This window comes from Ralstonia sp. SET104 (assembly GCF_003851545.1).
Classification (GTDB): domain Bacteria; phylum Pseudomonadota; class Gammaproteobacteria; order Burkholderiales; family Burkholderiaceae; genus Ralstonia.
This window is the reverse complement of sequence record NZ_BHVX01000002.1, coordinates 363,652-376,589: the sequence shown is the minus strand read 5'-3', so window position 1 is coordinate 376,589 and position 12,938 is coordinate 363,652. Positions and strand designations below refer to the sequence as shown.

At 63.8% G+C, this 12,938-nt stretch carries 9 protein-coding genes; 3 read left to right on the top strand and 6 right to left on the bottom strand.

The genetic code is table 11. From position 1 onward, the window contains the following. Positions 1–148: 148 nt before the first annotated feature. The 3 genes from pyrH to rpsB form a co-directional block, all read right to left on the bottom strand. Positions 149–859, bottom strand: a complete 711-nt coding sequence (gene pyrH, locus PSUB009319_RS04350; protein ID WP_039595868.1) for a UMP kinase — start codon at positions 857–859, stop codon at positions 149–151. Between the two features lie 295 nt (positions 860–1,154). Further along, on the bottom strand, positions 1,155–2,033 hold the full coding sequence (tsf, locus tag PSUB009319_RS04345; protein ID WP_124381019.1) for a translation elongation factor Ts: 879 nt from the start codon (positions 2,031–2,033) through the stop codon (positions 1,155–1,157). A 263-nt stretch (positions 2,034–2,296) separates the two neighbouring features. Next, entirely contained in the window at positions 2,297–3,040 is a 744-nt protein-coding gene (gene rpsB, locus PSUB009319_RS04340; protein ID WP_004626667.1) for a 30S ribosomal protein S2, read from the bottom strand. A gap of 304 nt (positions 3,041–3,344) precedes the next feature. Here rpsB and map point away from each other — a divergent pair, with 304 nt between their 5' ends. From map to PSUB009319_RS04325, 3 genes are all read left to right on the top strand, one after another. Continuing rightward, positions 3,345–4,169 (top strand): type I methionyl aminopeptidase, encoded by an 825-nt coding sequence (map, locus tag PSUB009319_RS04335; protein ID WP_124381018.1) that lies wholly within the window; start codon positions 3,345–3,347, stop codon positions 4,167–4,169. Positions 4,170–4,287: 118 nt separating this feature from the next. After that, positions 4,288–6,873, top strand: a complete 2,586-nt coding sequence (locus PSUB009319_RS04330; RefSeq protein ID WP_124381017.1) for a [protein-PII] uridylyltransferase — start codon at positions 4,288–4,290, stop codon at positions 6,871–6,873. Further along, entirely contained in the window at positions 6,857–8,683 is a 1,827-nt protein-coding gene (locus PSUB009319_RS04325) for a pseudouridine synthase (protein WP_124381016.1), read from the top strand. Before PSUB009319_RS04330 ends, PSUB009319_RS04325 begins: the two co-directional genes overlap by 17 nt. Before the next feature lie 76 nt (positions 8,684–8,759). Here PSUB009319_RS04325 and PSUB009319_RS04320 read toward each other — a convergent pair whose 3' ends face one another. The 3 genes from PSUB009319_RS04320 to ligA all read right to left on the bottom strand — a co-directional run bounded on the left by PSUB009319_RS04320 (position 8,760) and on the right by ligA (position 12,933). After that, positions 8,760–9,881 carry a hypothetical protein gene (locus PSUB009319_RS04320; protein WP_124381015.1) on the bottom strand — a complete coding sequence of 374 codons (1,122 nt, stop codon included), beginning with the start codon at positions 9,879–9,881 and terminating at the stop codon, positions 8,760–8,762. A gap of 68 nt (positions 9,882–9,949) precedes the next feature. Further along, entirely contained in the window at positions 9,950–10,483 is a 534-nt protein-coding gene (gene def, locus PSUB009319_RS04315) for a peptide deformylase (RefSeq protein WP_124381014.1), read from the bottom strand. After that, the gene (ligA, locus tag PSUB009319_RS04310; protein ID WP_124381013.1) at positions 10,480–12,933 is read right to left on the bottom strand and encodes an NAD-dependent DNA ligase LigA; all 2,454 of its coding nucleotides are present in this window, start codon (positions 12,931–12,933) and stop codon (positions 10,480–10,482) included. Before ligA ends, def begins: the two co-directional genes overlap by 4 nt. Positions 12,934–12,938: the final 5 nt, after the last annotated feature.

The following is a 12,938-nucleotide window of genomic DNA, read 5'->3' as shown; positions in this document are numbered from 1 at the left end:
GGACACATGCCCCGGAACACGACACAGGGCACCGGCAAGACCAAAAAGACAATAGGCGATTTTACATGGAAGCCGTTCGCCAACGCCATTTACGCTGGGTCAGCGAACGGTAAAAAAAGGCGCCCGCAACGAGGGCTTATCGCCGGCCTTAGACGTGCACCAGCGTGCCTTCGTCTTCACCCATGATCACGCGCTTAAGTGCACCCGGCTTCTGGATCGAGAACACCTTGATCGGCAGCTTCTGGTCGCGGCACAGAGCGAAAGCGGTCGCATCCATCACCTGCAGGTTGCGCGAGATAGCTTCGTCGAAGGTAATTGTGGTGTAGCGGGTGGCGCTCGGGTCCTTCTTTGGATCGGCGGTGTAGACACCATCGACCTTGGTGGCCTTAAGGACGATCTCTGCACCGATTTCCGAGCCGCGCAGCGCGGCGGCGGTGTCGGTGGTGAAGAACGGGTTCCCGGTGCCGGCCGCGAAGATCACAATCTTGCCTTCTTCCAGTTGGCGAATTGCGCGAGGGCGGATATACGGCTCAACCACCTGGTCCAGGCGCAGCGCCGATTGCACGCGGCCCTCGAGGTTGGCGTGGCGCATGGCGTCCTGCAGAGCCAGTGCGTTCATCATGGTGGCCAGCATGCCCATGTAATCGGCCGTGGCGCGGTCCATGCCGGCCGCACCGCCCGCGACGCCGCGGAAAATGTTGCCGCCACCAATCACCACTGCCACCTGCACGCCCAGCTTCACGATTTCGGCGATGTCGTTGACCATCCCTTCGATGGTGCTGCGATTGATGCCGAAGGCATCGTCGCCCATCAGGGCTTCGCCGGAAAGTTTGAGTAGAACGCGCTTATAGGCGGGCATGGATATCCTCGTGACGATTCCTGGTACGGGAGACAGGAAAGGGGGAAATAACGCTGCGGATACGACAACGATGAATGGAGCGGGGACTTCGCTCATACCGCAACCCTCTTGCGCGGAATCCGTCAGAAGACACCCCCCCAACGATGCCCGCGCAAGCAGGCTGCACCTACAAACAGGGCACCTTTCGGTGCCCTGTTTGTTCGGCATTATACGGCTGCGCCAATGATGAAAACGACACCTCCCGGGCTGCGCCGGAGGGTCGATTGCGGCACCATTGGAAGCGGCCGCTGCAGCATTACGCCTGCTGTTTGGCAGCAGCCACTTGGGCGGCCACTTCAGCAGCGAAGTCGTCTTGCTTCTTCTCGATGCCCTCGCCCACCACGTACAACGTGAAAGCCTTCACGGTCGTGTTGGCAGCCTTGAGCATCTGCTCAACGGTCTGCTTGTCGTTCTTCACGAACGGCTGATTCAGCAGCGAGACTTCCTTCAGATACTTCTGCACGCTGCCTTCCACCATCTTGGCAACGATTTCAGCCGGCTTGCCCGATTCCGCCGCCTTCTGCTCGGCAACGCTACGCTCCTTGGCGACCAGCTCAGCCGGCACATCATCAGCCGAAAGCGACACCGGCTTCATGGCGGCAGCCTGCATTGCAGCGTCCTTGGCTGCCACTTCGTTGCCCTCGAACGCCACCATCACGCCAATGCGGGTGCCGTGCAGGTACGAAGTCAGCTGGGTGCCCTCGAAACGCTGGAAGCGGCGGATCGTCATGTTCTCGCCGATCTTGCCGATCAGGCGCGTGCGCACGGCTTCAACCGTTTCGTCGCCAATCGACAGGGCCGACAGGGCAGCCACGTCAGCCGGGTTCTTCTGAGCAATCAGCTTGGCAACGTCGTTGGTGAACGCCAGGAAATCGTCGTTCTTCGAGACGAAGTCGGTTTCGCAGTTCACTTCGACCAGGGCGCCAGTGGTGCCGTCGACGAATGCTGCGACCACGCCCTCAGCGGTGACGCGGCTCGAAGCCTTGCCAGCCTTGTTGCCCAGCTTCACGCGCAGGATTTCTTCAGCCTTTTCCAGATTGCCTTCGGCTTCGGTCAGGGCCTTCTTGCATTCCATCATCGGCGCGTCGGTCTTCGCGCGCAGTTCTGCAACCATGCTTGCGGTAATTGCCGCCATTCTCATGCTCCTTGTTTCAGATCGTCGTCCGGTCGCGTGCTGAATCCGTCTTTGCGTCTTCGCCTCACGCCGGCCTGTCGTCCGGGTTCCATCCGGCCGCCCCACGAAATACGACGCGCATGGGGCATCCGCATGACAAATTTCAAAAAAAAGGGGCGTTCGTTACGCGCCCCTGTCTGGCCATCGATCCGGATGCGTTGCACCCGGCGCAGCCTGGCACGCGTCCCGCGCAGTCAAGCGGCGGGCGCACGCCTTCTTGTGTTTTAGCCTTCCTGAACTTCGACGAAGTCGTCGCCGCCGCGAGCGGCTTCGACCACTTCCTGGACCGCGTTGGCGCGGCCTTCCAGGATCGCGTCAGCCACGCCGCGCACGTACAGTGCAACAGCCTTGCTCGAGTCGTCGTTACCCGGAATGACGTAGTCGATGCCTTCCGGCGAGTGATTCGTGTCAACCACGCCGATCACCGGAATGCCCAGCTTGGCAGCTTCGGTCACGGCAATCTTGTGGTAGCCAACGTCAACCACGAAGATGGCGTCCGGAATGCCGCCCATGTCCTTGATGCCGCCAATGGACTTCACCAGCTTGTCCATTTCGCGCTCGAACATCAGCGCTTCTTTCTTGCTCATGGTTTCAGTCGCACCGGCTTCCTTGGCGACTTCCATGTCTTTCAGGCGCTTGATCGAGGTCTTGACCGTCTTGAAGTTGGTCAGCATACCGCCGAGCCAGCGGCTGTCGACGAACGGCATACCTGCACGAGCGGCTTCTTCAGCCAGGATCTCGCGCGACTGACGCTTCGTGCCGACGAACAGAATGGTGCCCCGGTTGGCTGCCAGCTGGCGCACGTACTTCAGTGCGTCCTGGTACATCGGCAGCGTCTTTTCCAGGTTGATGATGTGAATCTTGTTGCGATGGCCGAAAATGAAGGGGGCCATCTTGGGGTTCCAGAAGCGGGTCTGGTGGCCAAAGTGGACACCGGCTTCCAGCATTTCGCGCATGGTCACGGACATGAAATTCTCCAGTCGGGTTAGGTCTAAAGCCGCCTCAGACATCCTTCGCATGCGGTACGGAGGACACCCGCGGTGAAGCGGCTCGCGATTTCAAGCGCCGCCGACCATACGGCCAGCGACTGCTTAGCCTGCGATTATAGCGGCAAAAACCCAATCAACTCAAGACCTTCCGAGCCTCCGCGACAAACGGGCCGGCGCCAGCATTGGGCGCCCGAAAACCCCGGCCGGGGCGCTTTGGTGCGATAATTCAGGCTTTAGTCACGACGCGGCGCCTCGCGCGCTTGCGTGCAGAAAGAGTCACAGCATGGCCGTTACCATTCACACCGCCGAAGACATTGCGCAAATGCGCGTAGCCTGCCGGCTTGCGTCCGAAGTTCTGGATTACATCACTCCGTTTGTGACGCCCGGCGTGACCACGGGCAAGCTGAACGCGTTGTGCCATGCCTACATGCGTGACGTGCAAGGCACCGTACCGGCGCCTCTGAACTATGCGCCCCCTGGCTACCCGCCCTTCCCTGGCGCGATCTGCACGTCGGTCAACGACGTGATCTGCCACGGCATCCCGGGCGACAAGGCGCTCAAGAATGGCGACATCGTCAACCTGGATATCACCGTCATTACCAAGGAAGGCTATTACGGCGACACCAGCCGCACCTTCATTGTCGGGGAAGGCTCAATCCTGGCCAAACGCCTGACGCAAGTGACGTTCGAGTGCATGTGGAAGGGTATTGCCGCAGTGCGCCCGGGTGCTCGCCTCGGCGATATCGGCCATGTGATTCAGCAGCATGCCGAAGCCGCTGGCTACAGCGTGGTGCGTGAATACTGCGGCCACGGCATCGGCAAGGTCTTCCATGCTGACCCGCAGATCCTGCATTACGGCCGCCCGGGCACCGGCATGGAACTCAAGGCCGGCATGATCTTCACGATCGAACCGATGATCAACGCGGGCAAGCGCGACATCCGCACGATGCCCGATCAGTGGACTGTCAAGACGCGCGACCGCAGCCTGTCGGCGCAGTGGGAGCACACCCTTCTGGTGACGGAAACCGGCCACGAAGTGCTGACCGTGTCAGCGCTGACGCCACCGGCACCGGAATTCGTACACGAAGGCGCGCCGGCCACGGCCTGATCCTCGCGGGCGAGCCGCACAGGCAGCGGCGGCAACGTCGCTCCGATCTCGCCCTGCATCGGCTCAACTCTTGCAGCGACCGGCTCGTTCCGGTCGCTGTTTCATTCACGCTCCGCTCATGCACTCCGCCGCCGCTCCTGCCGAAGAAGCCCATCCGCGCGACGCCCTCAAGGCTGAGCGCACGCACCTGTTCGCGCAGTTCGACCAGCACGCCAACGTTCAGCAACTGGTGACAAAGCTGGCCCGTGCGGTAGACCGCGCGCTGGTACAGCTCTGGCAAGAAGAGCAGATGCCGGCCGACTGCGCGCTGATCGCCGTAGGCGGCTACGGGCGCGGTGAGCTGTTTCCGCATTCCGACGTCGATATCCTCCTGTTGCTGCCGCGCGTCGCGGATAAAGCGCTGGAGGCTCGACTGGAGGCCTTCATCGGCCGCTGCTGGGACATGGGGCTGGACATCGGCTCGTCAGTGCGCACGGTAGACGAGTGCATCAAGGAAGCCGGGCAGGACGTGACGGTGCGCACCTCGTTGCTGGAAGCGCGTCTGCTGACTGGCGATGAAGGCTTGTACCGCACGTTCGAGACGCATTATCAGGGCCATCTGGACGCCGCCGATTTCTTCCAGTCGAAGCTGCTGGAAATGCGCCAGCGGCACGCCAAGTACCAAGATACGCCCTACTCGCTCGAGCCGAACTGCAAAGAAAGCCCCGGTGGCCTGCGCGATCTGCAGGTGATTCTGTGGATGACGCGCGCAGCGGGCTTTGGCTCGAGCTGGAACGAGCTGCTTGCCAATGGCCTGCTCACGCGCCGTGAAGCACAGGAACTGGTGAGCAACGAGCGCCTGCTCAAGACCGTACGGGCGCGCCTGCATCTGCTGGCGGGGCGTCGCCAGGACGTACTGGTCTTTGACCTGCAGACACAGTTGGCGGAGTCCTTCGGCTACCGCCCGACCGCCGCCAAGCGTGCCAGCGAACAGCTCATGCGCCGCTATTACTGGGTGGCCAAGGCGGTCACGCAGCTCAACACCGTGGTGCTGCAGAACATCGAGGCGCGACTGTTCCCGAGCGAGCTGGATATCACGCGCAAGATCAACGAGCGCTTTGTCGAGCGGCAAGGCATGCTCGAAATTGCAGACGCCGATCTCTACCAGCGCGAGCCGACGGCGATTCTCGAAACGTTCCTGCTGTACGAACAGACGCGCGGCATCAAAGGCCTGGCGGCCAGCACGCTTCGCGCGCTCTACAACGCCCGCACGCTAATGGACGCCAAGTGGCGCAAGGACCCGTCCAATCGCGCGCTTTTCCTCTCGATCCTGCAACAGCCGCAGGGCATTACGCACGCGCTGCGACTGATGAACCAGACCAGCGTCCTTGGCCGCTACCTGGTCAATTTTCGCCGCATAGTCGGGCAGATGCAGCACGACCTGTTCCACGTCTACACGGTGGATCAGCACATCCTGATGGTGGTGCGCAATATCCGGCGCTTTGCCATCGTCGAGCACACGCACGAGTTCCCGTTCTGCAGCCAATTGATGGCGAACTTCGACAAGCCGTGGGTACTGACCGTGGCGGCGCTGTTCCACGACATTGCGAAGGGCCGCGGCGGCGATCACTCCGTGCTCGGCATGTCTGACGCCCGGCGCTTCTGCAAGGAACACGGCATCGCAAAGGAAGACGCCGACCTCATCGTCTGGCTGGTCGAGCACCACCTGACCATGAGCCAGGTTGCGCAAAAGCAGGACTTGGGCGATCCGGAGGTCATTCGCCGCTTTGCCGATCTGGTCAGCACCGAACGTCGGTTGACCGCGCTGTATCTGCTGACGGTCGCCGATATTCGCGGTACCAGCCCGAAGGTGTGGAACGCCTGGAAGGGCAAGCTGCTTGAAGACCTGTACCGCATGACGCTACGTGTACTGGGCGGCGCCACCACCGATCCGCACGCCGTGCTCGAAGGCCGCAAGGAAGAGGCCCGCGCGCTGCTGCGCCTGGCCGCGCTGGATGACACCGCGCACGCAGCGCTGTGGAAGCAGCTCGACGTGGGCGTGTTCCTGCGCCACGACGCACGCGACATCGCCTGGTTCACGCGGCACTTCTATAACCGCGTCGACACGACGATCCCGATCGTGCGTGCGCGTATCTCACCAGCGGGCGTCGGCTTGCAGGTGGCGGTGTACTCGCCCGACCGGCCCGATCTTTTCGCGCGTATCTGCGGCTACTTCGAGCGCAAGAGCCTGACGATTCTGGACGCTAAGATCCACACCACCAAGCACGGCTACGCGCTCGACACCTTCCAGGTGGCCGACCCAAGCAGCGGCCTGGTGGAACCCGGCCATTACCGCGACATCATCACGCTGGTCGAGCACGAACTGGCCGAGCAGATTTCGCGCGAAACCGCCCTGCCCGAACCGCCGCGCGGACGCATCTCGCGCCAGTCGCGCAGCTTCCCGATCAAGCCGCGCGTCGATCTGCGGGCGGATGAGCGCGGCCAGTATTACCTGCTGTCGATTTCTGCAACAGACCGCACCGGTCTGCTTTATGCCATTGCCCGCGTGCTCGCACACCGTCGCGTGTCGGTACACACCGCGCGCATCAACACGCTCGGCGAGCGCGTGGAAGACATCTTCCTGGTCGACGGCACCCGCCTGACCCAGGACAACAAACTGCAGCTCGAACTCGAAAGCGAGCTGCTTGATGCGCTCGCCATCTGAGCGCCAGCCTTACCGGTCTAGATTCATGACTACCGATTCCGATGATTTCCCCGGCGACGACGGCAAGCGCGGCGCCAGCGACCCGACTCAGCGCGCCACCCGTCCGGGCAAGCGCGCCACGCTCGGCGTGCGCCGCGACGACGAAGGCAATGCCGTGCGTTCGACCGGCAAGCCACTGCGCTCGTCCGACCTGAACCGCGAACGCCAGCCGCTGCGCCCATCGCAGCGTCGCCCCAAGCCGGAGGAAGGTGCCGGTAAGCCGCCGCGCCCAGCACGCCCGCCGCGCCGCGACGATGAGGGTCAAACGCGCGACGCCAAACCGCGACGCGTGCAAGGTGATCGCCCGCCCCGGCGCTTTGATGACGAGCGCCCGCCACGCCGATTCAACGACGATCAGCGCCCCCCACGACGCCTCGAAGATCGCCCGCCTCGCCGTTTCGACGAAGACCGCCCGCCGCGCCGGTTTGACGATGAGCGTCCACCGCGCAGGTTCGGCGACGATCAGCGCCCGCCTCGCCGATTCGACGACGAGCGTCCGCGCCGCTATGGCGACGATCAGCGCGCGCCGCGTCGGGATGGCGACCAACGTCCTCCGCGTCGTTTCGATGACGAGCGTCCGCCACGCAAGTTCGGCGACGATCAGCGCGCGCCGCGTCGATTCGACGACGAGCGCCCGCGACGCTATGGCGACGATCAGCGCGCGCCGCGTCGGGACGGCGACCAACGTCCTCCGCGTCGCTTTGATGATGAACGCCCGCCACGCAGGTTCGGCGACGATCAGCGCCCGCCCCGTCGTTTCGATGACGAGCGCCCGCGACGCTATGGCGACGATCAGCGCGCGCCGCGTCGTGATGGCGACCAACGCCCCCCGCGACGCTTTGATGATGAACGCCCGCCGCGACGCTTTGAAAACGACCGTCCACCGCGTCGTTTCGAAGATCGTCCTGCACGTCCGCAACGGCCCGAGCGTGAACGCGAGGAACGCGCTCCGCGCCGGGCCGAAGAGCAGGCACCGCACCAGGCGCCGCAAACCGACTCGGCCGGGCTGGTACGCCTGTCCAAGCGCATGTCCGAGCTGGGTCTGTGCTCGCGCCGCGAGGCCGATGAGTGGATCCCGCGCGGCTGGGTGCTGGTGGACGGCGAGCCGGTCACCGAACTGGGTTCACGCGTCAAACCGGATGCGATCATCGAAATCCATCAGTCGGCGCGCTCTGAGCAGGGCGAGCGCGTGACCGTGCTGATGCACAAGCCGGTCGGCTACGTATCGGGTCAGGCGGAAGACGGTTACCAGCCGGCCGTTTCGCTGTTTGTGCCGGAAAACCAGTGGGAGGCAGACCCGACGCGCAAGCGCTTTGCGCCGTGGCAGCGCAAGGCATTGGCACCCGCCGGTCGACTCGATATCGACTCCACCGGCTTGCTGGTGTTGACGCAAGACGGCCGCGTGGCACGCCACCTGATCGGCGAGGATTCGACCGTTGAGAAGGAATACCTGGTGCGTGTGGTGTGGGATTCGCCGGATGGGCTGGTTGAGCGCGACATCTCCAAGGTCTTCCCGGAAGAGCTGATGGAGAAGCTGCGCTTTGGCCTGTCGCTCGATGGCGAACAACTCAAGCCCGCAAAGGTGAGCTGGCAGAACGAAGAGCAGTTGCGCTTTGTGCTGCGCGAAGGCAAGAAGCGTCAGATCCGCCGCATGTGCGAACAGGTGGGTCTGGATGTGGTGGGCCTTAAGCGCATCCGCATGGGCAGCATCGTGCTGGGCGACCTGCCGGTCGGTCAGTGGCGCTTCCTGGGGCCGTTCGAGAAGTTCTGAGGCAGGCCCTGCCCCCAACAAAAAAACCGGTCAACGCATTGCGCGCTGACCGGTTTTTTTGTGCTTGCCGCTTAGATTACAGATGCGGGGCCTGGCAGGCTGCACCCGTGGTGTTGGCCGATGCCGGCATGCCGAATACGGCTTGCGCGCCGCAGCGCGAGCTGAACATCTTTGCCTGATCGTGGCCCACGCCAACCACTTCGTGCGCCTGATGGTTGACGCGCCTGCGCCCCGCCATGTGGTGCTCGTAGCGCCAATAGTTGCGTGCGCGATCCAGGCGCGTCGGGCCCTCGGCCTCGGCACCGCAGAGCTTGTCGAGCACGCGGTGGTTCGGATCGTTGTCGCTCGTGCCAGCCAGGTAGGTCACGTGGCGCTGCGCGAAGCGGTTGAACAGTTGTCGGCCAGTCTTGCCGGCGGCATACGGAACCATGTCGACCATGCCGTACTTGTAATGGTCGTAGTCGGGGCAGATGCCGGTGCTGTAGCGTGCGAAGCCCTTGCCGTGCGGACGCTCCGGTGTGAAGTACAGATACGACGACGGGTTGGCAATGACGTAGCGCAGGTCGATGCCGCGCTCGCGAATGGCCTCGTCCACGTTGTTGAGCGCAGCGTAGCGTTGCACGATCTGACCGCCGCCCGAATGGCCTGCCACGGTAACGCGCTTCACGTTGGGCGCACGCGCCGGGTCGGTTACGTAGCCGATCAGATCATCCAGCACCTTGAGCGAGCTCAGGCCTGTGTATGGCGCATTCGAAGCGTTGAAACCGCCGATCCAGCCATCCACCGACCATACCGGCATACCGTCGAAACCCTTACCCTCATCGGGCGTACCGGGAAAGTTCGGCGCAATCAGCAAGACTTCGTCGGGATTGCGGCCGCTGGCCTGAAGCAGATCGGCGCCAGCAGTGTAGTAGTCGTTGCCATTGCGCTGCAGGCCGTGCTGCATGAATACGACTTCGCGGATGCCGCTCAGATCGCCATCGAGCGGATGGTTGGCGTAGACGGGGAAATCGTAGGCCACGGCATCGGCGCCCAGACGCACGCGTTGCCAGACCGGGCCCTGAGGCTTCTGGGCGGCCGGCGCGGCTGCGGTCGTTTCCGGTGCCTGCGGCCCCGCGCATGCAGCCAACCCCAGCATCGCCATCATAGCGACCCCAAGCGCCAACCGGCGCCAGCTCATCAAACCATCGCGATTCATATCGTCTCCGTGGTGGATGAAGCACACGCCCACCCGCCCCCGCGGGTGCGGCGCCCCCGCAGTGCCGATCAATCGTCGTGATTGGCGGGCAATTCCGGGAACAGCACTTCGGTAAAGCCGAAGCGGGTGAAATCTTTCACGCGCATGGGGTAGAGCACGCCGTGCAGGTGATCGCATTCATGCTGCACAACGCGAGCGTGGAAGCCCTCGGCGACGCGGTCGATGGCGTGGCCATGCTGATCGAAACCGGTATAGCGCAAGCGTGTGTGGCGCGGCACTACGCCACGCAGGCCGGGCACCGAGAGGCAGCCCTCCCAGCCATCTTCCATCTCGTCGCCCAGGGGCTCGATGGTGGGATTGATCAACACCGTCTTGGGCACGGCAGGCGCATCCGGGTACCGGTCGTTGCGATCGAACCCGAAGATGACCACTTGCAGATCCACGCCGATCTGCGGGGCCGCCAAGCCCGCTCCGCGTGCCGCATCCATGGTGTCGAACATATCTTCGATCAGGGCAGTCAGCTCGGGCGTGTGGAAACGTTCGACCGGCTTGGCCACGCGCAGCAAGCGGCTGTCGCCCATTTTGAGGATGTTTCGGATCATGTCTGGTCTCCCGCCGCTTTTTTTAACAGCGCGAGCATACCCGCTTCGTCCAGAACCTTCACCCCCAGTTCTTCCGCTTTGGCGAGCTTGCTGCCAGCCTCCTCCCCGGCGACGACGTAGTCGGTTTTCTTCGACACCGAACCCGATACCTTGGCGCCCGCCGCTTCCAGCATGGCCTTGGCATCGTCACGCGTCAGGTTGGGCAATGTGCCCGTCAGAACGACGGTCTTACCGGCCAGCACGCCCTCTTCGCCGGCGTGCGCGGGCATGACGGCGAGCAACGCGTCACGCAGCGCGTCGAGCTTCGCCAGTTGCGCGCGATGGTCATGCGAGCTCAACCATTCGAGCAGCGATGCGGACACATCTGCGGGCAGGCCCGCCAACTGGTCAGCCTCCACACCAGCCAGTTGACCAAGCGTTGGCACGGCCACGGCCAATTGCTTGGCGCGCGTGGCGGTCAACTTGGGCACACCCAGCGTGGCGTACAACTCGACCGGCTCCAGCTTCTCGCGCAGCTTTGCATTTGGCGCATGCTCGCCTTGCGGGGCGACACCGGCTTCGAGCAACGCGTCCAGCGCCTGCTGATTCTTCGGTTCGGCAAAGAAATCGGCGATGGCTTCGGCCACGGTTGCGCCCACATCCGGCAGCGCCAGTAGCAGCGGCGCCGGCGCACGCCGGATCATGGCCAGGCTGCCCAGCCAGTCGGCAAGCGTCTTGGCGGTTGATTCGCCCACGTGGCGGATACCCAACGCAAACAGGAAGCGCGCCAGCACCGGCGTCTTGCTGGCCTGAATGCCTTCCAGCAGGTTTTCAGCCCACTTGGTGGCGATCTTGCCGGCGGCCACAGTCTCAGGGGTCACGCCGTCGCGCTCATCGGCGCGGCGCTTCATCTCAAGGAAATCATCGAGCTTGAGCTTGTACAGATCGGCAATGCCGCGCACGTAATCGAGCTCGACCAGGTTGTCAATGTAACGCTCGCCCAAGCCTTCGATATCCATCATGCGGCGGCCGGCAAAGTGGCGGATTGCCTCCTTGCGCTGCGCCGAGCAGAACAGCCCGCCCGAACAGCGCGCCACCGCTTCGCCCGCTTCGCGCACGACATGCGAGCCGCATACCGGGCAGTTCTTCGGCAGCTCGAACGGCGGGTACTTCGGCTGCTGTTGCGGATTGAACAGATCGCTGCCGGCTACGTCTTCCATCGGCCGGCGATCCAGCACGACGCTGACCACCTCGGGGATCACGTCACCCGCGCGGCGCACGATCACGGTGTCGCCCACGCGCACGTCCTTGCGGCGGACTTCGTCTTCGTTGTGCAGCGTCGCGTTGGTCACCGTCACGCCACCGACGAACACCGGCACCAGACGCGCCACCGGCGTGATAGCGCCCGTACGACCAACCTGCACGCCGATCGACTCGACGGTGGTCAGTGCCTCTTGTGCCGGATACTTGTGCGCCACCGCCCAGCGCGGTTCACGCGTGCGGAAGCCCAACTCACGCTGCAACTCCAGTGCGTTGACCTTGTAGACCACGCCGTCGATGTCGAACGGCAGGCTGTCGCGCTTGGCGCCGATGGCGTCATGGAATCCGACGAGGCCATCGCCGCCCTTCACCGCCGCGCGTTCCTTGCTGACCGGAAAACCAAACGCCTGCAGCGCGTCGAGCACGCCGGAATGCGTGTCGGGCATGCCCTTCCAGCCAACCACTTCGCCCAGACCGTAGGCGAAGAAGGACAGCGGGCGCTCCGCAGCCATCTTGGGGTCGAGCTGGCGCACGGCGCCGGCAGCGGTATTGCGCGGGTTGACGAAAGTCTTGTCCCCGCGCTCGCGCTGGCGGGCGTTGAGCTTTTCGAAATCGTCGCGGCGCATATAGACCTCGCCGCGCACTTCCAGCACATCGGGCACAACGCCATCGACGGCCTGCACGCCCAGCGGAATCTGGCGGATCGTGCGGATGTTCTGCGTGACGTCTTCGCCCGTGGCACCGTCGCCGCGCGTGGCGGCCTGCACGAGGTAGCCGCGCTCGTAGCGCAGGCTGATTGCCAGGCCGTCGAACTTCAGTTCAGCGGCGTATTCAACGGGCGGATCTGTGTCATCAAGGCCCAACTCGCGGCGCACGCTGGCATCGAATGCGCGTGCACCGTTGGCGGTGGTGTCGGTCTCCGTGCGGATCGACAGCATGGGGATGACATGCTTGACCGGCGCGAACTCAGGCAGGATCGCACCGCCCACTCGCAGCGTTGGCGAGTCGGGCGTCTTCAGTTCGGGGTGTTCGCCTTCCAGCGCTTCCAGCTCGCGGTAGAGCCGGTCATATTCAGCATCAGGCACGCTGGGCTGGTCGAGCACGTAGTACTCGCGGGCGTAGCGGTTCAGCTCGGCGCGCAACCAGGCTGCCCGCGTCTCGGGCCGGTCTTTGGGTAACCGACCGGACGCGGGTTCTGCAGTCTTGCTCATAGGGT

Bases quoted from the DNA above. Each gene is read 5' to 3' on its own strand.
- pyrH (WP_039595868.1), bottom strand. From the start codon at position 859: ATGCCCGCCTATAAGCGCGTTCTACTCAAACTTTCCGGCGAAGCCCTG.
- tsf (WP_124381019.1), bottom strand. From the start codon at position 2,033: ATGGCGGCAATTACCGCAAGCATGGTTGCAGAACTGCGCGCGAAGACC.
- rpsB (WP_004626667.1), bottom strand. From the start codon at position 3,040: ATGTCCGTGACCATGCGCGAAATGCTGGAAGCCGGTGTCCACTTTGGC.
- map (WP_124381018.1), top strand. From the start codon at position 3,345: ATGGCCGTTACCATTCACACCGCCGAAGACATTGCGCAAATGCGCGTA.
- PSUB009319_RS04330 (WP_124381017.1), top strand. From the start codon at position 4,288: ATGCACTCCGCCGCCGCTCCTGCCGAAGAAGCCCATCCGCGCGACGCC.
- PSUB009319_RS04325 (WP_124381016.1), top strand. From the start codon at position 6,857: ATGCGCTCGCCATCTGAGCGCCAGCCTTACCGGTCTAGATTCATGACT.
- PSUB009319_RS04320 (WP_124381015.1), bottom strand. From the start codon at position 9,881: ATGAATCGCGATGGTTTGATGAGCTGGCGCCGGTTGGCGCTTGGGGTC.
- def (WP_124381014.1), bottom strand. From the start codon at position 10,483: ATGATCCGAAACATCCTCAAAATGGGCGACAGCCGCTTGCTGCGCGTG.
- ligA (WP_124381013.1), bottom strand. From the start codon at position 12,933: ATGAGCAAGACTGCAGAACCCGCGTCCGGTCGGTTACCCAAAGACCGG.